Genomic DNA, 21,716 nt, shown 5'->3' with positions numbered 1-21,716 from the left:
AATCCCGCCGGATTGCCGCGCATCATTTTGGTTACGGCCCGCCGCTGCGCCGGCGAGGTGGTCTGGATCGGCACATTGACGGACGTCCGATCCACTTTCGGCGCTATCTGGCCGGGACGACGGCCCCTCCATAGGTCCGGCTGATGTAGTCCTTGATCGTCTGGCTGGTCAGGGCGGCGGCCAAGGCCCTGATGCGCGGGTCGTCGCGATTGTCGGTGCGCGTGACGAGGTAGTTCACATACGGGCTGTCGCCACCTTCCAGCGCGAGAGCGTCGCTGCGCGGGCTCAGACGAGCGTCGAGCGCATAGTTTGTGTTGATCACCGCCAGATCGACCTGATCCAGCACGCGCGGCAGGGTGGCGGCCTCGAGTTCGCGGAAGCGGAAGCCGCGCGGATTTCCCGCAATGTCGGCAACCGTCTGCACCGGATCGGCGGCCTTCTTCAAGGTGATGAGGCCGGCGCTCTGCAACAGCAGGAGCGAGCGGCCGGTGTTGGAGGCGTCGTTCGGCAGGGCGATCTCGGCCCCGTTCGGCAGGGCGGCAAGAGCCTTGTACTTGCGGGAATAGGCGCCCAGCGGCTCGACATGGACGCTGGCGACGGTGACCAGGGATGTACCCCGCCCGGCGTTGAACTCGTCCAGATAGGGCTTGGTCTGGAAATAGTTGGCGTCCAGACGCTTCTCGGCCAGTTGGGTGTTAGGCTGAACATAGTCGTTGAAGACGATGATCTGCAGATCGATCCCCTCCGCAGCCAGGATCGGCTTCACCTGTTCAAGGATTTCTGCGTGAGGCACGGCGGTCGCGCCGACCTTCAGCGACCCTTCACTCTGCTGCGCCTGACGGCCGCAGGCGGCCAGGGCGAGAACGAGGGCGGAAGCGAGAAACGCGCGACGCAGCATGGAGAGAACCTTCGACTTAACGGTGGGAGACCCTAGCCACCCAGAGGTCGCCGAGCGCTTGCAGAATTTGTACGATCACGAGCAGCAGAACTACGGTCACCGCCATGACGTCGGTTTGGAACCTCTGATAACCGAACCGGATGGCCAGGTCGCCCAGACCGCCCGCCCCCACCACTCCGGCCATGGCCGTATAGCCGACCAAGGCGATGGCGGTGACGGTGGCGCCGGCGATCAGCCCCGGCAGGGCTTCAGGAAGCAGGACACGCCGCACGATCTGCCAGGTCGAGCCGCCCATGGCCTGGGTCGCCTCGATCATGCCGCGCTCGACTTCGCGCAGGGCCGTCTCAACAAGCCGCGCATAGAAGGGCGCCGCCCCCACGACCAGCGGCGGAATGGCGCCGGCCACGCCCAGGGACGTGCCGACCAGCAGCACGGTCACCGGCAGCATGACGATCAGAAGGATGATGAACGGGACCGAGCGCAGCACATTGACCACGAAGGACAGCAGGGCATGGCCGAGGCGGTTCTCGAGGATTCGCCCGCGTCCTGTCGCATAAAGCGCCACGCCCAGCGGCAGGCCCAGGATGACGGTGATGACGAGGGAGGCGAAGAGCATCAGCAGGGTGTCGCTCGCGGCCTCGCCCACGATGGTCCAGTCGATGTTTGATCCGAACATCAGGATACGACCTCCACTTCGACGCCGGCCGCCCGCAGTCGGGCGAGAGCCGTCTGCGGATCGCCGCCCACCAACGTAATCTCGAGTTGGCCATACGGCTGGTCGCGGAACCGACCGATGCGGCCAGCCAGGATGGCGTGATCGACGCCGGTTTCGCGCGAAATCCGGCTCAACACCGGTTCGAAAGTCCGCGCGCCCCGGAACACGAGGCGAGCCACCAAGCCGCCAACCGGAGGCGGGGTCGCCGCATGGCTCTCGCCCTCGGCCAGCAGGCTTCGTGTGGCGGCCGTCCGCGGGTTCAGGAAGACATCGGCGGTCGCACCGGTCTCGACGATCCGCCCCGCCTCCATCACCGCCACCCGGTCGCAGACCCGGCGCACCACCTCCATCTCGTGGGTGATCAACACCATGGTCAGGCCCAGATCGCGGTTCAGCTGGTCCAGCAGGGACAGGATGTCTTCGGTCGTCTCGGGATCGAGCGCGCTGGTCGCCTCGTCGCACAGCAGGATGGACGGTTCGCAGGCCAGGGCGCGAGCGATGCCGACCCTCTGCTTTTGACCGCCGGACAACTGCGCCGGATGTTTGCGAGCGTGTTCGGACAGGCCCAGCCGCGCCATCAACTCGTCGACCCGTCTCGCGATCTCCGGGCGAGAACGCCCCTCCAGCGCCAGAGGCAGGGCGATGTTGTCACGGATGGTGCGGCTGTGCAGCAGGTTGAAATGCTGAAAGATCATGCCGATCCGGCGACGCGCGGCGCGCAGCGCGGCAGGCTTCAGTCCCATCAGGTCGCGATCATCCACCCACACCCGACCGGCGTCGGGTCGTTCCAGCAGATTGATGGTCCGCACAAGGGTCGATTTGCCGGCCCCGGACCGACCGACGACGCCGAACACCTCGCCCTCCCCCACGGTCAGATCGACGGCGTCCAGAGCCGTTCGATCTCCGACGGCGCTGCGGAAGCGCCGGGTGACGCCTTCAAGTTGGATCATGGATCGGTCTGACATTGGGGCGTTCTAGTGCGATGCGGCGGGATAAGAGGCAAGGACAATGCGCCTGACGCAAGGCGCTGGCATCGATCAGCGAGGCTATTCCCGCTCGACAGACGTCGGCCGCGACACGCGCCGGACCCTGTCGGCGAGCACCACGAGGGTTCGGCTCGCCGTGGTCTTGAACCAGAACGGAAGGACCGCATGAACAACACAGGCCAGACCCGCCAGCACCATGGGACCGCCGATCGAGACCGCGACCTTGAAGTGCTGCAAATAGGTCTCGTCACGCTCGGCCGGATGACGGAGGAAGAGCGACAGCAGACGGGCCCTCATAGTTCGTCCGCCACCACGGCGTCGGCGCGGGCCTCTGCGCGCAACCAGCCGATAAAAGCCTGAGCTTCGGAGCGCAGGACACCCCGTCGCGTGACCAGCCAATAGGCCATGTCTGTCGCCAGATAGCCGTCGGCGAATGGCGCCACGAGCCGACCAGACGCCAGATCCTCGGCCACGAAGGCGCGCGGCGCCAGGGCCAGCCCACGCCCGCGCGCGGCGTCCTCGATGGCGAAGGCCGTCTGGTCGAAGCGCGGGCCGGCCGCGGCGTCGATGATCCGGTCCAGCCGCCGCGACTTCAGCCAGGCCGCCCAATCCGGCCGCGGCTCCTCCAGCGTTCCTTGTCCGACATGGATCAGCGTATGGTTGGCCAAATCAGCGGGACCGCGCAGGGTCCCCAGCAGAGCGGGACTGCAGACCGGAATCACCCCGGCTTCAATGAGAACTTCGCTGCGCACGCCCGCATAGTCGCCCCGTCCGTAGCGCACGGCGACGTCAGCGCGTCCCCCGGCGATGTCGGCCAGTTTCATGTCCGCCGATATCCAGATTTCGATCTCTGGGTGTTCGGCCGAGAACCGCGCCATGCGCGGCACCAGCCAGCGCACGGCGAAGGACGGCGGCACGCTGACCGCCAAGGACTGCCGCTGCATCGGCCCATAGACCACATCCGCCGCGCGCTTCAGATGTTCGAAGGCGTCGCGCAAGTCCGGCAGAAGCCGCTCGCCCAGATCGGTCAGGGCGAGACCCCCGGCCTCGCGACGGATAAGGGGCGCGCCCGCGTGATCCTCGAGCAAACGGACCTGCTGGCTGACGGCCCCCGGCGTGACGCCCAACTCCTGAGCGGCCAGCGATACGCTGGACAGCCTGGCCACCGCCTCGAAGGCTTTCAGCGCATTCAGCGGCGGCAGACGCCGGGTGTCGGACGCCGGGTTCATGACGCGCTCGATGGCGCCGACACGGTGCGCGCGGGGAGCGGGAAAAGAAAGGGGTTCGCCATGGACGAACCTGTAGAAAAACTACGACCGAATGAGAAGTCTCTAAGCTCTTCCGATCCGACAAAGACCTGGAGTAAAGATCAGCTATCAGCGACAGACCCCTGAAATCAAAAAGACCGCGCCCCGGGATAAAAGGGCGCGGCCTAGTGCGAGAATGTGCGGCTGCGAGGCGCCCACGCCCCCGTCATAGCGCCCGGCCGTCCGTCGTCCATCGCAGAACGATTGCCGCGCTGCCCAGAATTTCTATTCAGAGAAGGGCGCGTCTTGCCCGCCCCAATCGTTCGGCGGCTTCATCCAGCACGGCGTCGCCCTTGGCGAAACACAAGCGCGTCACGGTGCGGGTCACGGGCTCATTCTCGAAAGCGGACAACGGAATGGCCGCGACGCCGAACTCCTCGACGATCCGCCGACAGAAAACCGTGTCGTCGAGCGCCAGCCCTGGCGCCGCCAGGTCCAGACACAGGAAATAGGCGCCCTCGCTGGGCGTGACGACATAGCCCTCGGCTGTCAGGACCGCCGAAAGCCGGTCGCGCGACCGTCCCAGGCCGGCCCGCATGTCCTCGAACCACGACCGTGGCCAGGCCAGTCCCGCCGCCACGGCGGTCTGAAGATTGGGAGGGGTGGAGAAGGTCAAAAACTGGTGCGCCTTGGCCAAGGGCGCGATCAGGTCGGGCGAACCGCAAGCGAATCCGACCTTCCATCCGGTCAGGCCGAACATCTTGCCTGCCGAGCCAATCTTGACGACCCGGTCCGCCATACCGGGCGCGGCGAGCAGCGGCCGATGAAGCCGCCCGTCGAAGACGACATGCTCCCACACCTCATCGCTGACGACGACCAGATCCCGCCGCACGCAGACGCGGGCCAGGGCCGCGATCTCCTCGGCGTCGAAAACCCGCGCAGCCGGGTTCAGGGGGTTGTTGACAAGCACCATTCGCGTGCGAGGGCCCACCGCCGCCTCCAGCGCGGCCTCGGTCAACCGCCACGCCGGCGGCTGCAGCGTCACGGCCCGCACCACCCCGCCCGCCCGCACGATCAGGGGGCGATAGGCGTCATAGGCCGGCTCCAAGATGATCACCTCGTCGCCGGGCCGGACATGGGCCAGCAAAGTCGCGGCCAGGGCCTCGGTGGCGCCCGAGGTTATGACCACGCCGTCCAACGCCAAGTCCACGCCCTGCAGGCGCCGATAATGCTCGATCACAGCCTCGCGCAAAATTGGATCGCCGCGCGACGGCGGATACTGGTTCGACCCGTTCAGCACCGCTTCGGCTGCAAGGCGCCGCAGCGCCTCGGGTCCGGGCGCGTCCGGAAACCCCTGCCCCTGATTGATCGCCCCGTGTTGGCGGGCAAGCCCCGACATGGTCTCGAAGACGGTGACCGGCATGCCGGCGAAGACGGTATGAGCGCTCATGACGTCACCCAAGCCTGTCGTGGACGGGGTGACAAGTCCGACCCGTCGAAGCAAAGCGACGCTTTAGGTTTCCTGCCGCCCGCTTCAGTCGATCTGGATTGCGAGGCGACCGCCGCGCGCGCCTGATGCCGGGGTGGGTACGTCACAGGAGCCCCTCATGTCCGCCAAGCCTTTCGGCCCGTCCCCTCGTTCCAGCGGCGCCGTGTCGTTCGACCGTGTGCGCGTCGCCGCGGCCTGCGCGCCGCATGGCGGTTGGACGATCCATAAGCCCCGGCGAATCGAGACGACAACCCGCCCGGACCGATAGACGGTCCGGGCGGCGCGCCTCACCGCCGCTCGGCGGGGGTCAGATAGTTGGACAGGAACAGGGCGTTGATCAGAAGACGCTCGGTGCCCAACCAATATTTGCGATGAGCCGGATCGTCGGCGAACAGCACGACATTGCCCCGCCCGGCGCGCACCGTCTGGGCCCAGACCGACCCAGCGACTGCGCGGCGCAGACCCTCGGCCAGATAGCCGTTCACGCGCGGCTGATCGTCGATGCGCACGACGTTGGCGAAGGGATCATCGACCGGCCGCAAGACGACGTCCGTCTCCTTGTTCACCACCAGCGACCGGCCGGCCAGACCGAAGGCGAGCGGAAGGGTCACGTCCACATCGGCCGACAGGGCGTTGCCGGACGTGCGTTGCTCCGACAGACAGTCGCGCTGATCGGCGAAGCTGAGACGGTCGGCCGGGGTCGCGGCCGCCGGGGCGCCCGCTTCTGGCTTCGGCCTCGTCTTGACCAGTCCCTTGTCGACAGCCCAGGCCGAGGCCGAGCCGTAGGTCACCAGCGACCCGCCACCCTCGACCCAGGCCTTGAGAGCGGCGATGCGCTAATCGCTCCAGTCGTCATAGGAACCGCCGGCCAGGACGATGCTCGTATAATCGTCAAGCGGGACCCCGCCGATCTGCGACGGGTCCAGGCGGGTCGCCGGCCAGGCCAGGCGTTCGCTGAGCGCGAACCAGGTCGAGCCGATCTCGGTCGCATTCACACCCTGACCCATGATCAAGGCGATCTTCGGCGTGCGAATGCGGCGCACGCTGTCGCTGCCCAGATCGACACCCGAAAGGCTCTGACCGGTCGCCAGGCTCCAGGCGTCGACGCCGGCCTGACGCGACGCCGCATCGACCAGAGACCTCAGGGTCGCGGCGTCCTTTTCCTGACCTGTCGTGGTCACCACCAGGCTGCCGCGCTCGAAGGTCGTCTCGCCTTCGGCCGTACGCGCGGTGAAGGGCTGGAAGGCGGCGCGCACCGACACCCCCTGTCGCAGGAGGGCCGACAGGACGGCGGGCGCATTCAGGTCGCGCCAGTCGATGGCGTAGGCATAGGCCGCCTCCGCCCCTTTCACCCCGCCGACGTGGCGCGGGATCGCCGCGACCTGTTCGCCCAGGGCTGGCGCCCGGCGCGCACGTCCGACCACCAGACCATAGGCGTCGGCGATGCCGTAAGAGGTGCTGCCGTAGACGCCGCCCTTCACCTCCGGCGTCGGCTCGAAGATCGAATGGATCAGGCGAAACTGCGACTGGGCCGAAGGCACGACGTAGGCGCTGTCGGGCCGGAAGGTGCGGCCATCCAGGTTCACCGCCGAGGCCAGACGATAGACTCGGATCCGGTGCCGCTGCAGCAGCTCCAGCGTCTGCGCGGTAAGCCCAAGATTGGCGGGATCGCCGAAGACGAAGGCCGCGTGATCGTGCCTGCGCCCCTGCTCCACCGCCGAGCGGAAGAAGTCGCGTTGAAGGTTGCGCAGATAGTCGCGCTGCTCGACCGCGCCGCGGATGGCGGCCAGGCCGACGGCGGTCTGGTTGCGGATGGTGAAGCGGAACGCCAGCGGGCCGTTGTCGGTGTCCTGCACCAGGCCGCGCGAACTGGCCTGCTCGACCGTGACCCCGACCCCGCCATGGAAGTCGGGGTAGGTCGAACCGTACACCGGGGAGAAATTGTCGAAATTCTCCTTGGTGTAGTAGAGCGACCCTAGGCGATCCAGCGCCTGGGCGTGATACCGGGCCAACACCACATTGGCCTCATACGACGCGCGGGGCAGCAGCGGGCTTTCCATGCTGGCCGGCGAGGGTTCGAAATAATAGGTGCTGCCGGCGCCCATCTCGTGAAAGTCGATCTGGACGTTGGGCAGCCACTGGTGAAACACCTCCAGCTTGGCCGCCGTCTCACGCTGGGTGACCGCCAGCCAGTCGCGGTTCAGATCTGTGAAATAGTGGTTGGTCCGGCCTGCCGGGAACGGCTCGACATGCTCCTTGTCGGCGGGGTCGCTGACCGGCGGATTGCTGGCCCAGGCATTGTGCCAGTTGGCGGCGCGGTCGCGACCATCCGGGTTCTGCACCGGATCGATCAGGATGACGGCCTTGTCGAGCCAATCCCGCGTCTCCGCACTTCGCCCCGCAACCAGAAAATAGGCCGTAAGCAGCGCCGCCTCCCCGCTGGAGGTCTCGTTGCCGTGGACGCCGTAATAGAGGCCGACCACCACCGGCGCAGTCGCATCCGGCGCCGCTGAGGGATCCGCCGCACGCGCGTGCGCGGCCTTCAGGGTCTCGATCCGGGCCTGATTGGCCTCCGAGGTGACAATAACCTCCAACAGCGGCCGATCCTCATAAGACCGACCGATCTCGCGCACCGTGATCCGGTCGGACAGGCGGTCGAGTTCGCGCAGATACTCGACCACCCGGTCGTGCCGCGTATAGCGCGAGCCGATCGGATAGCCGAGAAACTGCTCCGGGCTGGGGATGGCTTGATCCAGATCCGCAGAAGAGACGGCCGGGAAGTAATAGTCGGACTGGGCCAGGACCGGCGCCGGAACAGCAGACAGGACGACACCGGCCAGAACCACCGAGGCGACGCCGCCCATCAGGGCTTTCAACATGAGAACCTATAAAGAAAAAATGAGAGACGATCAGAACCGGTAGTCGAAGCCGATACGGAATTGGCGGCCGCGCAGGTCGTACTGGCTGAAGTCGTAGGGCGCACGAATACCGGGGAATGAGCCGTCATAAGGCGGCTGTTCGTCGGCGATGTTCTCGACCTTGAGGTAGAGCTTGGCGTTCTCGAGCCCGGACCAGCAGAGGTAGAGGTCGAACTGATTATAGGCGTCGACGCTGGACTGGCCCGCCACGACCGGAACCAGGTCATAGCCGCTGGTGTAGTACCAGGTCAGATCCGCTTCCAGATCACCCCTGGACCATCCGGCGCGGGTCGTGGCCTTGTCCGCGGGCAGGCTGGCGCCCCGGTTCGTGCCCGCATAGTCGACCAGCGGCCCGCCGACGGTGACCGGACGGCGATAGTCGATGACATGGGTATAGGCCGTCTGCAGGGCGAAATCGCCCCAACGGTCGGTGCGCCAGCGCTGGCTAAACTCGACATCAACGCCCGAGGTCTTCAGTTCGCTCAGGTTCTGATAGCGGTTGTAAACCGCCACCAGCTTGCCGCGCCCATCACGAACGACATCGGCGGGATTGTTGGCCTGAACGATGCTGGTGGTGTTGTTGGTCCCGACAAGATGGTCCAGCTCGACCAGATACCAGTCCACGCTCAGGATGGTGTCGCGCGTCGGCGTGAACACCACGCCGATGTTGAAGGACCGCGTCTTTTCCGGCTCCAGATCAGTGTTGCCGACGGTGAAGAAGGTCGGGCTTTGGCGCGAGCCGGGAATGTCGGGATCGAACGGGTCGACGACCGAACCATAGGAGATGTTGGTCGAGGCCGAGTTCTCCGACAGCGAAGGCGCCCGGAAACCCCGCGACGCGGAGGCGCGCACCAACACGGCGTCATGCGCCCGCCAGCGCAACCCGACCTTGGGCGAGAAGGCCTCGCCGAAGTCGCTGTAATGGTCGCCACGACCCGCGATCTGGACGTCCAGGTTCGACAGCACGGGAACGTTGGCCTCGACATAGACGGCCGCCACATCGCGTTCGCCATCCACCGCCGCAATCGCAGGGCGCACCTGAAGGCCTGCGTCGATCTCGCGCGGATTGCGCGATTCCAGAGATTCGTGCCGGTACTCGATCCCCGCCGCATAGCCGATTGGGCCAGCCGGCAACGCCAACACCTCGCCTGAAATCTTGAAGTCCGCCCCATAGAGCGTCGAATCCGCCGGACGCAGGGTGCTCAATCGGATGCCGTCCAGGACGGCCTGCGGCGTCGCGTTTGGCTCCCACAGGTTCAGCGTGCCGTCCGCCAGCGAGTCGGCCAAGGTGAAACGATTGGCGAAACCGGCCGCGACGCGCCCACGTTCGCGGCTGGCGCTGGCGAAGACGGCCACCTCCCAATCGAAGCGGTCGCCGGTCCCGCGCAAACCGCCCAATGCGCGATAGGCCTGCGACGTATTGGTCTTCAACGACTGACCCAGGTCGAAGAAGGTGTATTCGATCGGCACGGCGCGGCCATAAGGATTGTAGAGGTTGTTCGCCGGCAGCAGGTTCGAAACCGGCTCGGCCAGACCGGTCCGGGCGTTCAGCGCGAACCGCCCGGCCTCCAGCGTGAAATAGGGACTGGAGCCGAATATCGATGTCCCCTCGATATGGCTGTAGAGCAGTTCGCCGAAGGCCTCGATTCCCGGCGCGACACGGGCGGTCGCATGGACGTAGGCCTGATAGCGGTCGGTCGACGGGATCAGTGTCGTATAGGGCGCCAGATTGATGGCGCAGGTGTTCCCCGCCAGGCCATCGATGGGCGCGCTGGCGGTCAGGACCATGCCCTGCGGGCAGGCGCCCTCGGGATCGACGAACGGAACGGATGCGCCGTTGATAAGGAAGCGCGTGCCCTTGGCGCTCCAGCCGTTCCAGCGGCCGCCGGGGCCGGAATAGACGCCCGACCGGGTCAGATCCCGTTCGTCCTGATCCAGCCGCTGGCGGGTATAGGCTTCCAGGCTCACCAGAACATTGAAACCATCGTCCTCCAGATCGCCATAGCCGCCGACGATCTTGCCCTGCCAGGTGTCCAGCCCCCCGGCGTCGGACGTGCCATAACTGCCGCCGACTTCCAGTCCCTGGAAGTCCTGGCGGGTGATGACATTGACCACCCCGGCCACCGCGTCAGAACCATAGACCGCCGAGGCCCCGTCCTTCAGCACCTCAAGCCTCTGGGTTGCGACCATGGGCAGGGCGTTCAGATTGACGAAGGTGTCCGAAAGGCCGCCTGATGGAAAGCCGTAGTTGGCCACCCGGCGGCCGTTCAGCAGCACCAGGGTGTTCTTCTGCGACAGGCCGCGCAAACCGATGCCCGCCGAACCCGAGGCCCAGCCGCTATTGCTGGTCTCGTTCGACGAGTTGCCGGTGTTGGCCGAGATCGAACGCAGCAGATCGGCGACCGTGACCTTGCCGGACGTGTCCAGTTCCTCACGCCCGATGACCTGCACAGGATTTATGCCCTCCGCCGCCGCGCGTCTGATGTTGGATCCAGTGACCACGACATCGGCCACAGTCGCACTTTCAGTGGTCGCCTGAGCGGGAGCAGCGGACTGAGCATGCGCAAGCGCGGGCAAACCTAGGATCGCGGCGCTGGAGAGAAGCGCCGTGGCGTATTTCGACATGTAGAGACTATGTGAGAAGCTGCGGAGGGACCGCGACCTAAGCCGTATTTTCGCCGCAAGCCCTGTGAGTTCGGCTGACTGAACGTTAGAAATTCAAAACGACACAGGCGTCTCTACCTGGCGTTGACCCACTCTCGTCAGAAGGGTGGCGCCATACTCACCGGTATGACCTGCGGCTCGCGCGCACCATTTCCTCCACCCAGTTGATCAGCAGGGTGGCGTACAACCGCTGATCGGCCGGGTCCCGCATCGCATGGGTGGCATCGGGCATGATCCTGTGGCTGAAGGAATTCACGTCCTTGAAAGCGGCCTGGTAGGACGCGATCACTTCTGGCGGAATACGATCATCCTTGCCCGACTGCACGATCAGGACATCGCCCTGGAACGCCGCGCAGGCGGCGAGCGCCCTGTCTTCTCCCGGAGTCCGGCGCTGTTGTCTGTAGGCGCGCACCGCCGCCTTATCGAGCTTGGCCTTGGGCACGTTCCAGTGCTGATCCGGATAGAGGGCCGGGACACGCAGCGCCAACCAACGCACCGCCCTCGTCTTCGTCAGCAGAGTCGACAGATAGCCCCCGTAGCTTGTGCCGATCACGCCGATCGCGCCCGGATCGATCAGCGGCCGAGAAGCCAGATAATCATAGGCGGCCGTCACGTCGTCCAGACCATTCTGCCGAGTGACCTCGTCTCGGCTCGCATCGCTGTCGGCATGGCCCCTGAGGTCGAATGTGAAACAGATGCAGCCCAGGCGCGCGAGTTCCTCGGCGAGGCCGAGGTCTTCATCCTGGTCGCCGCCCCATCCGTGGACGAACAGAAAGCCCGGCACGGGCGCTTCGGGCGTCAGGAGCGTGCCCGTCAACCGCTGTCCGTCGACCGAAAGTCGAACGCGCCCTTCATCGACCTCTTCAGGCGCGATCACGCTGTCCTCGTCACATATTTCGTCATCGGCCCGACCTTTGGATCGACCCCCCGGAAATAGATCACATCGTCCGGGCCGACCTCTTCGAGGCCATAGACCTCCACCGTTGCGGTTTCGACCGCCGTAAGTTCCGGGGAGGCCGCAAAGGCTTCAAGGGCGGCGATCTCGGCGCCGGTCGCGCCGCCGACACGCCAGGACTGCTCAAGCACGCCGACGCGCCTGCGGCCTCGCGCGTCCTTGCCGGCGAGGACGTCGTAGTTCCGCCGGGTCAGGATCAGATCCGGATAGGCGCGCTGGGCCGCGTCGTCGAACACGGCCGCGCAACGCACCGCTTCGACCGCTTCACGCGACAATCCGAGGTGGGTCAGACGGTCGAGATCGCCTCTGACGCATTTGAGCCTGGACCCGCCGTAAACCTCGCGTCCCTTGTGGTCCGTGGTTTCGCGTTGGTCGCCCACGTAGCTGATGCGCAATCCGCCGACTGAGAGGGTTCCAACGCTGTAGGTCTCCGCGCCGACCAGGTTTTCCTCGAGCACGACGCCGAAGGCGCCGATCTGCGCTTCGTCCTGTTCGGCGATGACAGAGGCGAGCGCCTGCGGGGTCTCCACGACGGTCTGGCCCAGACCGGCCTTGGCCAGCACGTCCTTGATGCGGACGGGTCCGGTCTCCAGAAGGCGGCGGCCAGCTTCCATCGCGTCCGCGGCGGTGAAGGCGGTGTAGCCGTCCAAAGCAGCGTCGCCCAGACGATCGGCCATGGCGGCGGACCAACCCGCCGGGCAAGCCGCGTCCCGGTGGATCAGACCATGCGTGATCGCCTTGGTGGCGATAAACCTAAGAGGGACCTTGCCCCCCAGCAGATTGGCCGATGTGAAGGCGGTCCGCGACGCCATGTCCTCGCCGATCAAGGTGTCACGTGGAACCAGCAGGACGTCGGGGCCGATGTCTTCGGCCTCCGAAACGAGGTCGACGACAGGGAGCCGCAGAAGGGCCGCGAGGCGTGAGACAAGCATCTGTCTCGACGCCTGGTCGTGCAGGTTTCCCGGATTGTGCCCAGCCGGATCGAAGAGCGCGATGGCCGCAAGCGCCGCGGCGTTCGTGAAGGAAGGCATCGGGGCGATGCCGAGCGAATCGACGAAGGTCATGGCGGTTGGCGCCTCCTGTCGAAGGTCAACCCGAACACGCCTCAACGGTTCAGAACGCCGGACCATTCTTTTTGTGGACGCTGAAACTGATCAGCCTCTGGCAGCACGCGGCTGGATAGTCGCTCAAGCGGGCCGACGGCAGGCGGACGGGCGGGGGCGATGTTCGATATCGTACCGGTGTCGGATTACGTTTCGGCACGTTCGACATCGATCCCGCCGCTGTGACGCCGCGCAGGAACTTGTCGGCCGGACGTCGATTACCTCAAGTTGCACAATAACATGGGTAACGCTGATCCACGGAGACGGCGAATGATAAACGCGATGGCGGAAGGATTCGAACAGGCGGCCGGCAGGACCGACGGTCCGAACCCCGACGAGCAAAGTTGGCTGATCCGATCGGTCGAACTGCTGCTCCGGCAAGCCTTTCCAACCTTCATCGTCGTCGGGCGCGGTGAAGCGACCTACTTCAATGCGGGCTTCCGGGACCTCCTGCTCTCCCCATCCGCCATTCAGGGCGCGAAGGTTGAGGACGTCGCGCCGTCTCTCGCCGCACAGCTTTCCGCCGCATTCGAACGGGGATGGGCGGACGAGCAGACATCGGCGACCGATCTCCACCTTCACGTCGATCGTCCAGGCGGCGCTCAAGAAACCTGGTTGACCGTAGCGATCACGCCGGTCTCTCGCGGCGGCAAACCCCTCGCCCTTCTCGGCGTCTGTCGCGACGTGACCGAGGAAAGGTCTCTGCGCGCGCGACTGAACACAGCGGAAAGCCGCCTCCAATCCCTGGCGGATATTGCGCCGCTCTTTCTCTGGCGTCTGGACGCCCGTGGCGTCGTCCGCTGGATGAACACCCGCGCACAAACCTATCTCGGCGTGGGTCTGGCGCAGGCCAAGGCGCAAGGATGGGTCGGCTGGCTCCACCCGACAGAGCGCGACCAGGTGGTGGCGACCTGGGGCAGATCGGTCGCCCTCGCCGAGCCCTTCGAAAGCCGGCACCGCCTGAGGGACGTCGCCGGCGACTACCGATGGTTCGATATCCGGGCGTCGCCCCAGTTCGACGAATCGAGAGCGCTGACCGAATGGCACTCAGCGGCCACGGAACTGCTCGAGGCGACATCTTCGCCCTCACCGCGGCGTTTCCTCTGGACCGCCGACGCCGCCGATGGCGCACGCGACTACCTCGGTGCGAATGCTCAGGCGGGCTGGCCGGATGAACGGAGCGCTCGCGTGACCTGGTCCGATCAGCTCGCCGCCGTTTTCGAAGTGGATCGCCCCGCTTACGAGTCGGCGCGTCGGATGCTTCAAGCCGGTCAGCCCATGGCGTTGAGCTACCGCGTTCTCGCCCGAAACGGGGATGTTCTCGCCGTCGACGATGTGGCCCATCCGGTGATCCAAGGCGATGGCGCAATCCGGATGTTCGTCGGTGAAAGCGCGATCCGAGCGCTTCCCCGCACCGAAATCCTCATGATCGACCCTACGGATCGCGGCCAGCCGCTCGCGCGTCGCTTGCAAGATGCCGGGATCACAGTCCAGACGGTTGTGAGCCTTCCATCCGCACCCCGCACCCGAAAGACGACGAACGCGATCCTCTACTGCTCGTCCTCGACCGTCGCGGACATCCTGGAGATGGCTGACCGCGTCAAGCGGACATGGCCCCCCGTTCCGCTGGTCGTACTCGGAGATCCTGCGGCGTCGCCGAGCGCCATCATCACCCTGCATCAAGCCGGAGTGACCGATCTGATGTCCTATTCGGATAATGACGACAGCAACGTCTCGGCGATCCTGAAACACACCGAAAAATATCACGATTTCAACGCGCTCGACGACCTGCCTAGTAGAGCTGCCAGGGAGGCGATTTCCAGGCTTTCGGACCGCGAGCAGGAGATCCTGTCCCTGGCCGTCGGGGGCGGTACGTCCAAGACGATCGGGCGCGCATTAAAGCTTAGTCCCAGGACGGTCGACTATCATCGCGGAAAGGCTTTGGACAAACTGGGACTGCGCACGGTCAGCCAGGCGACAGACCTTTTCACGCCGGAACGGCCCTACCCGATCAAATCGAAGACTGTTCGAAAGTAGAACCCTCGCGCGACATCTAGGGATTCGAAAACACGTCACGATTGTGTCCGAGCGGGCATTAGCCTCTCCAGTCGGGAGCCGCCTCTGCGCCTTCCGACGCTGGGAGGTTAGGAATGCAAACTCATTCGACGCTCGACAGACTGCCGACATTGAGGGGCGCAAACTTGGCGACGCGGCTGCTGGTCGCCGCCCTCTACGCCTTGGGCGCAGTCTTGCCTCTTGGCGTATTCGCCGCCGCGCCGGCACGGGCGCAGACAAGCATCGTGGACATCTGCACGGGCGTCGCGCTCCCAAGGTCCGCGGTCACCGACGTTATACGCCCTGTGATCACGGGCATCGCCAGCCCCATCGAAAACAGCGTCAACGGCCTATTGTCGGTTTTGGCCCCGCGCCTGGCGCTCAACGCGACCACGCTGCTCGACGACGCCGCCCGCGGGCGGGACATCACGTTGCGCGTGCTCGACGTGAACGGCAATGTCGTCGATGCAGCCAATAGCTGCATTAACCAGGCCGACGCCTTCACCCTCTCCAACGAGGCGGGGATTTCCATCGGCGGCAACCGGATCACCGGGCTGGGCTCTGGCGGCGCGGTCGCCATCGCCGGCGAGCTCAACTCCATCGCCTTCGGCAACGGCTCTCGCACTGCGGCCACTTCGGCCGACGCAATCGCCCTGGGTCGCACGGCGCGCGTGCTCGCTAATGCGGGGCGGTCCGTCGCCCTGGGCGCCGACGCCTCTGTCGGCGTGTCCAACAGCCTGGCGCTGGGCGCCAGCAGCGCCGCCCTGAGGGGCGCACTCGCCGACTATGCGGCGACGGGACTGTCCACGCTTCAGACCTCGGTCGGCGAGGTGTCTTTCGGCGCGGCCGGGGCGGAACGTCAGCTTACCAACATCGCCGCCGGCTCAGACGACACAGATGCGGTCAACGTCGGCCAGTTGCGTGGGGTGTCGACCAACCTTCAGGCTCTGGCCGACTTGGCTGTCACCTATGACGATCTCAGCGCCTCGGTCCTGACGCTTGGGGGGCTTGGCGGAACGCGGATCACCAATCTGACGCTGGGCCAGCTGGCCGCCGGCTCGACCGACGCCGTGACGGGCGGCCAATTGTTCGGCCTGGGATCCAGCTTGGCCGCGGAAATCGGCGGAAGCACCGCCTTCGATCCCGCGACGAGCACGATCAACATCGGCCTGACCTACGACGGCGTGGTCTACAGCACGGTGCAACAGGCGCTTGATGCAATCCTCGCCGCGCCCGGCGGCGGAACGCCCTTCCTGGCGGTCAACTCCGCCCTGGGCGGGGCGCTTGCCGCGGGCGTCAACGCCACAGCCGTCGGACCGGCCGCCTCTGCCGCCGCCGACAACAGCGTGGCCCTGGGCGCCGCCAGCCTCGCCGATCGCGGGGCCCTGGCTGGCTATGCCGCCCTTGGTCTCAATGCGCTACAGACCTCCGCTGGCGAAGTGTCGCTTGGCGGCGTCGGTTCGGAGCGTCAGCTAACGCATGTCGCGGCCGGCTCAGAGCTGACAGACGCGGTGAATGTCGGCCAGCTGCTTGGCGTCTCGAACGACCTGCAGGTCTTGGCCGACATCGCCGTCGCCTATGACGATCCCACGGCGGCCAGCCTGACGTTGGCCGGCGTCGGGGGCACGGTCATTTCCAATGTGTCGGCGGGCGACCTCGCCGCCGGCTCCACCCAGGCCGTCAACGGCGCCCAGCTGTTCGCGACCAACACCCAGGTTTCGCTGAACACCACGGCCATCACCAATCTAGGGACGGATCTCAGCGCCCTGTCCGACACGGCTGTGATGTATGACGACCTGCTGGCCGGTCGCGTGACCCTGGCCGGCGTCAACGGCACGGTTCTCGCCAATGTCGCAGCCGGCGCCCTGAACGCGACCTCGACCGAGGCCGTCAACGGCGCCCAACTGTTCGCCACCAACGCCCAGGTGTCGCTGAACACCACGGCCATCAGCAATATAGGGACGGATCTCAGCGCCCTGTCCGACACGGCTGTGATGTATGACGACCTGCTGGCCGGTCGCGTGACCCTGGCCGGCGTCAACGGCACGGTTCTCGCCAATGTCGCAGCCGGCGCGCTGAACGCCAACTCCGACGAGGCCGTGAACGGCGCCCAACTGTTCGCCACCAACGCCCAGGTCGACATCAATACGAGCGCCATCACCAATCTGACCACCAATCTCGGCTCCCTGTCCGACACGGCCGTGATGTATGACGACCTACTTGCCGGTCGCGTGACCTTGGCCGGCGTCAACGGGACCGTGCTCGCCAATGTCGCCGCAGGCGCCCTGGACGCCAACTCCGACGAGGCCGTCAACGGCGCCCAACTGTTCGCCACAAACACCCAGGTGGCCCTGAATACCGACGCCATCGCAAATATCGCCGCGGTGTCGGCATTGGCGGTCGTCTACGACGATCCCAGCTTCGACACCCTGACGCTGGCCGGCGCCGCCGGCACCACTATCAGCAACGTGGCGGCCGGCGAGCTCAGCGCGGCCTCGACCGAAGCGGTCAACGGCGCCCAGCTGTTCGCGACCAACGCCCAGGTGGCGGACAACACCGCCGACATCGTCACCAATACGACCGCCATCACGACGATCACCAACAATCTGAACAATGGCGCGGTCGGCGTGGTGCAGTATTCGAACGCCGCCGATCCGACGGTTCCGAACGGCGGCGTCGCCACCAACGACGTAACGCTCGTCGGCGCCCTGACCGGTCCGGTGGGCCTGCATAACGTCGCGGCCGGCCTGATTGCGACCGGGTCAACCGATGCGGTGAACGGAGGCCAGGCCTTCGCGCTCGGCCAGAGCCTCGCCACCGGCTTCGGCGGCGGCTCCGCCTTCAATCCGCTGACCAACACCCTGGACGTCGCCATCACCTACCAAGGCGTCCGATACGCCAGCATCCAGGCCTTCCTGAACGCCCTGTCGGCGGCTCCGGTCGGCGGCGGCTCCAGCGCCTATCTGGCCGTCAACTCCAACCTGGCTCCGGCGACTGCTCAAGGTCAGGACGGCGTCGCCGTCGGCCCTGAAGCCCAGGCTGTCGCCGACAACAGCATCGCTCTTGGCGCAGGCAGCCTTGCGGATCGCACCGCCCAGACCGATTACGTCGCCCTGGGTGTCACGGGCTTGCAATCCTCGGTCGGGTCGGTGTCGTTCGGCTCGGCGGGCGCCGAACGGCAGCTGACCAACGTCGCCGCGGGCACGGCGGCGACCGATGCGGTCAATGTCGCCCAACTTCAAGGCGTCTCGAACCGCGTAGATGCCTTGGCGGGGACCGCCGTGTCCTACGACACGACCACCCGCGACACCCTGACCCTTGCAGGGGCCAACGGCACGACCATCACCAATGTCGCCGCAGGGCAGGTCAACGCGACCTCGACGGACGCGGTCAACGGATCGCAACTGCACGCCACCAACACGCAGGTCGCGCTCAACACCACGGCGATCACCAATCTGACCAACAACATCGCCAACGGCGGCCTGGGCCCCGTGCAATATAGCGACGGCGATGATCCCGAGACGCCGAACGGCGGCGTCCGCTCCGACGACCTGACCCTGGTCGGCGCCAGCGGCGGCGCGGTGGGCCTGCATAATGTCGCCAACGGCCGTATCGCCGCCGGCTCCACCGACGCCGTCAACGGCGGCCAAATCTATCAACTGGCCTTCGCGGCGACCAATGCGGTCCAGTACGACACCGACGCGAACGGCGGTCGCACGAACAGCATCACCTTCCAGGGCGGCGACGCCACCGCCCCGGTGACGCTAAACAATGTCGCGGCCGGCGCGGTTACAGCCACCTCTACAGAGGCGATCAACGGATCACAGCTTTTCCAGACCAACCAGGCCGTCGCGACGGCCCAGACGACGGCCGACAACGCGCTCGCTCTGGGTCAGAACTCGCTTCAGTACGCCGATCAAGGCCAGACCCGTGTCGTCCTGGGCCGCAGCAACGGACCTGCCGTCACCGTAAGCAACGTCGCGGCTGGGGTCGTCGACACCGACGCCGTCAATGTGCTCCAACTGCGGGAGAGCATGAACGAAGCGATCCAGCAGTCGAACACCTACACCGACATGCGGCTGGCGGCGGTCAACTACAACGTTCAGGAAGTTCGCAAGCTGGCCTTCGCCGGCACGGCGGGCGCCCTGGCGGCGGCCGGGATGCCGCAGATCGCCGAGCGCGGAAAGTCGATGTTCGCGGTCGGCTACGGAACCTACGAGGGCCAGTCGGCCATGGCCATGGGCTATTCCCGCGCCCTGGGCGACGGCTCCATGGTCTTCCGGGCCGGCGCCACCTTCGACACCCAGAACCACGTCGGCGCCAACGCCGGCGTCGGCTGGCGGTTCTGACACGGGGCGGGGAAATGGAGGCTTCCCCCGCTCCTTTTCGTCAACGCAACGGATTAGAGACAGCACGCATCCCCTCGCTTTTCCGCGATGAACGACGACGATTTCGCAGCGATGAAGGTCCGCTTCATTGCGGCAGGCGACAGGCTGACAGATCTTCAGCTCCTGGAACTGGCTGACTGCTACCATGAGATGCTCAGGCAACGCCGGACCGGTCGCAGACATCAGCCGTCGTTTGGCTCCTCTGACCGAGATCGGATCGCAGCTGAACCTCGGACCTTCTGACGGCCGACGATGTCTCGCGGCGGCGATCCCGATCTGCGAGATGCCCCAGATCCAGAAGACGAAAACGACCGCTCCGAAGCGGAAACAATCGGGCTGGGAACTTTCACCTGCCGATCCGCCGACGAGAGCGGCAACGGCACGACCGGGGCTTTTATCAAGCGGCGGCGCGCGGTCCCCAGTGGGGGAAGGGGTCGTCGAACTTGGCCCAGCCCTTGGGCCCGCGCTCCATCTCGAACCGGGTCAGAAGGGCCGCGTCGAACATCGAGGTCAGCAGGTCGCGATTCATGTCCTTGCCGATCAGCACGATCTCCTGACGCCGGTCGCCATAGGGGCGGCGCCAGATCGCTTCGATCGATTTCAACCAGTCCGCGTCGTCGTCGGGCCAGCGGTCGCGCGGCGCCGAGGCCCACCACAGGCCGCCCCACTCATGTTCGGTCACGGCGCCGGCCTGACTCCAGGACCCCACATAATCCATGCGGCTGGCCAGCCAGAAGAAGCCCTTGGAGCGCCAGACGCCCGGCCATTCCCGGTGCAGAAGGTCATGGAAACGGCGCGGGTGGAAGGGCCTGCGCGCCCGATAGACAAAGGTGGAGACGCCATATTCCTGGGTCTCGGGCGTGACCTCCCCGCGCAGGGCCTGAGACCAGCCGGCCGCCTGTTCGGCGCGCGCCATGTCGAACAGGCCCGTACCGATCACCGCCCTCAACGGGACGGCGCCGCGCACCGCCTCTACGATCCGGGCGCGGGGGTTGAACTGGCCCAGCATGGCCCGCAGCACGCCCTTCTGCGTCTCGTCCAGCAGGTCGACCTTGTTCAGCACGATGACGTCGGCGAACTCGATCTGGTCGATCAGCAGATTGGCGACCGTGCGCTCGTCGTCCTCGCCCATGTGTTCGCCGCGGGCCTTCAGCCGGTCGGTGGAGGGATAGTCGCGGTGGAAGTTGAAGGCGTCCACCACCGTCGCCATGGTGTCGATCCGCGCCAGATCCGACAGGCTGAAGCCGCCCTCGTCGCGGAAGTCGAAGGTGGCGGCGACCGGCATCGGCTCGGAGATTCCGGTGGATTCGATAAGCAGGTGGTCGAACCGCCTCTCGCGCGCCAGCTTACCCACCTCGATCAGCAGATCCTCGCGCAGGGTGCAGCAAATGCAGCCGTTCGACATCTCCACCAGCCGCTCCTCGGTGCGCGACAGGTCCGCGCCGCCGCCGTCGCGCACCAGGGCCGCGTCGATGTTCACCTCGCTCATGTCGTTGACGATCACCGCGACCCTCAAGCCGTCGCGATTGGCCAGCACGTGGTTCAACAGGGTCGTCTTCCCGGCCCCGAGAAAGCCGGACAGGACTGTGACGGGCAATTTGGGAAAGGCGGACATGACGATCTCTCTTGAAGCCTGACAGCGAGGCGGCTAGAAGCGAATGTTATGTTATAACATATATAGACATCAAGGTTTTTATGGCGGTTGGCGCTGTCGTTCAGGGGATGAGTCCCACGGTCTTCACCACCCTGGTCGAACCCCAGGTCAGGATGGCGGTCTGGTCTCGTCCGGCGCCAGCCGAGGTCGACGGACCGGACGACTTCGAGGCCGTGTGGAACGGCCTGCGGATCGCTTCGTCGGGACCGGCGCCCGGCTGGCTGATGAACGACATCCTGGGGCTGGGCGACATCCTGTCCGCCGTCAGCGGCGGCCGGACATGGCGGGCGCGCTTCGGCACGGCGACCACGCGCGTCTGCCCCCGGTTTCACCAGGATGCGATCTCCGTGCGACTGATCGCGACCTACGAAGGACCGGGCACGGAATGGGCTTTCGCTAGCGATCTCGGCGAGGATATGGACGCCCGCCGCGCCGAAACACGGGGTCGTATCCGCACCCTGCACCCCGGCGATATCGCCATCCTGAAAGGTTCGGCGCCAGGCTGGGAGTGCTGGCCCGAGTTTCCTGTCGTGCTGCATCGCTCCCCGCCGGCCAGCCGCAAGGCGATCCGGCGGGTGCTGACCATCGACGTCTTGCAGCCTGAGGGTTAGCGGCTTCGGTGGTGTCAGAGTGAGCTTCGTCGC

General features: G+C 66.1%; 15 protein-coding genes. 3 read left to right on the top strand and 12 right to left on the bottom strand.

All coding sequences use genetic code 11. The features are described from left to right. Positions 1 to 103: 103 nt before the first annotated feature. From RTU05_RS04535 to RTU05_RS04485, 11 genes are all read right to left on the bottom strand, one after another. Positions 104 to 898: a MetQ/NlpA family ABC transporter substrate-binding protein gene (locus RTU05_RS04535; protein WP_312596124.1), complete on the bottom strand. Its 795-nt coding sequence runs from the start codon at positions 896 to 898 to the stop codon at positions 104 to 106. Positions 899 to 914: 16 nt separating this feature from the next. Continuing rightward, the gene (locus RTU05_RS04530) at positions 915 to 1,574 is read right to left on the bottom strand and encodes a methionine ABC transporter permease (protein ID WP_312596122.1); all 660 of its coding nucleotides are present in this window, start codon (positions 1,572 to 1,574) and stop codon (positions 915 to 917) included. After that, complete coding sequence (locus RTU05_RS04525; protein ID WP_312596120.1) at positions 1,574 to 2,563, bottom strand: ATP-binding cassette domain-containing protein; 990 nt, start codon at positions 2,561 to 2,563, stop codon at positions 1,574 to 1,576. Before RTU05_RS04525 ends, RTU05_RS04530 begins: the two co-directional genes overlap by 1 nt. 96 nt (positions 2,564 to 2,659) lie before the next feature. Next, entirely contained in the window at positions 2,660 to 2,896 is a 237-nt protein-coding gene (locus tag RTU05_RS04520; RefSeq protein WP_312596119.1) for a DUF6356 family protein, read from the bottom strand. Continuing rightward, positions 2,893 to 3,828, bottom strand: a complete 936-nt coding sequence (locus tag RTU05_RS04515; protein WP_312596117.1) for a LysR substrate-binding domain-containing protein — start codon at positions 3,826 to 3,828, stop codon at positions 2,893 to 2,895. The genes RTU05_RS04520 and RTU05_RS04515 overlap by 4 nt, the downstream gene beginning before the upstream one ends. Positions 3,829 to 4,135: 307 nt before the next feature. After that, positions 4,136 to 5,296 (bottom strand): aminotransferase, encoded by a 1,161-nt coding sequence (locus RTU05_RS04510; protein ID WP_312596115.1) that lies wholly within the window; start codon positions 5,294 to 5,296, stop codon positions 4,136 to 4,138. Between the two features lie 326 nt (positions 5,297 to 5,622). After that, positions 5,623 to 6,126 (bottom strand): hypothetical protein, encoded by a 504-nt coding sequence (locus tag RTU05_RS04505; RefSeq protein ID WP_312596113.1) that lies wholly within the window; start codon positions 6,124 to 6,126, stop codon positions 5,623 to 5,625. A 45-nt stretch (positions 6,127 to 6,171) separates the two neighbouring features. Then, the gene (locus RTU05_RS04500) at positions 6,172 to 8,214 is read right to left on the bottom strand and encodes a M14 family zinc carboxypeptidase (RefSeq protein WP_312596111.1); all 2,043 of its coding nucleotides are present in this window, start codon (positions 8,212 to 8,214) and stop codon (positions 6,172 to 6,174) included. Between the two features lie 30 nt (positions 8,215 to 8,244). Further along, on the bottom strand, positions 8,245 to 10,755 hold the full coding sequence (locus tag RTU05_RS04495) for a TonB-dependent receptor domain-containing protein (protein WP_312596109.1): 2,511 nt from the start codon (positions 10,753 to 10,755) through the stop codon (positions 8,245 to 8,247). Between the two features lie 280 nt (positions 10,756 to 11,035). Beyond that, complete coding sequence (locus RTU05_RS04490; protein ID WP_312596107.1) at positions 11,036 to 11,794, bottom strand: alpha/beta fold hydrolase; 759 nt, start codon at positions 11,792 to 11,794, stop codon at positions 11,036 to 11,038. Then, positions 11,791 to 12,936, bottom strand: a complete 1,146-nt coding sequence (locus RTU05_RS04485; RefSeq protein ID WP_312596105.1) for a DUF3182 family protein — start codon at positions 12,934 to 12,936, stop codon at positions 11,791 to 11,793. The genes RTU05_RS04490 and RTU05_RS04485 overlap by 4 nt, the downstream gene beginning before the upstream one ends. Before the next feature lie 309 nt (positions 12,937 to 13,245). Here RTU05_RS04485 and RTU05_RS04480 point away from each other — a divergent pair, with 309 nt between their 5' ends. Both RTU05_RS04480 and RTU05_RS04475 read left to right on the top strand, forming a co-directional pair. Further along, entirely contained in the window at positions 13,246 to 15,012 is a 1,767-nt protein-coding gene (locus RTU05_RS04480) for a PAS domain-containing protein (RefSeq protein ID WP_312596103.1), read from the top strand. A gap of 323 nt (positions 15,013 to 15,335) precedes the next feature. Continuing rightward, positions 15,336 to 19,379, top strand: coding sequence for a YadA-like family protein (locus tag RTU05_RS04475; RefSeq protein ID WP_312596101.1), 4,044 nt, complete (start codon positions 15,336 to 15,338; stop codon positions 19,377 to 19,379). A gap of 436 nt (positions 19,380 to 19,815) precedes the next feature. Here RTU05_RS04475 and zigA read toward each other — a convergent pair whose 3' ends face one another. After that, entirely contained in the window at positions 19,816 to 21,033 is a 1,218-nt protein-coding gene (zigA, locus tag RTU05_RS04470) for a zinc metallochaperone GTPase ZigA (RefSeq protein ID WP_312596099.1), read from the bottom strand. A gap of 107 nt (positions 21,034 to 21,140) precedes the next feature. Here zigA and RTU05_RS04465 point away from each other — a divergent pair, with 107 nt between their 5' ends. Beyond that, complete coding sequence (locus RTU05_RS04465) at positions 21,141 to 21,683, top strand: DUF1826 domain-containing protein (protein WP_312596097.1); 543 nt, start codon at positions 21,141 to 21,143, stop codon at positions 21,681 to 21,683. Positions 21,684 to 21,716 lie beyond the last annotated feature (33 nt).

Source organism: Brevundimonas sp. (assembly GCF_032017145.1).
In the GTDB taxonomy this organism is placed as follows: domain Bacteria; phylum Pseudomonadota; class Alphaproteobacteria; order Caulobacterales; family Caulobacteraceae; genus Brevundimonas.
This window is presented reverse-complemented; position numbering and strand designations above follow the sequence as displayed.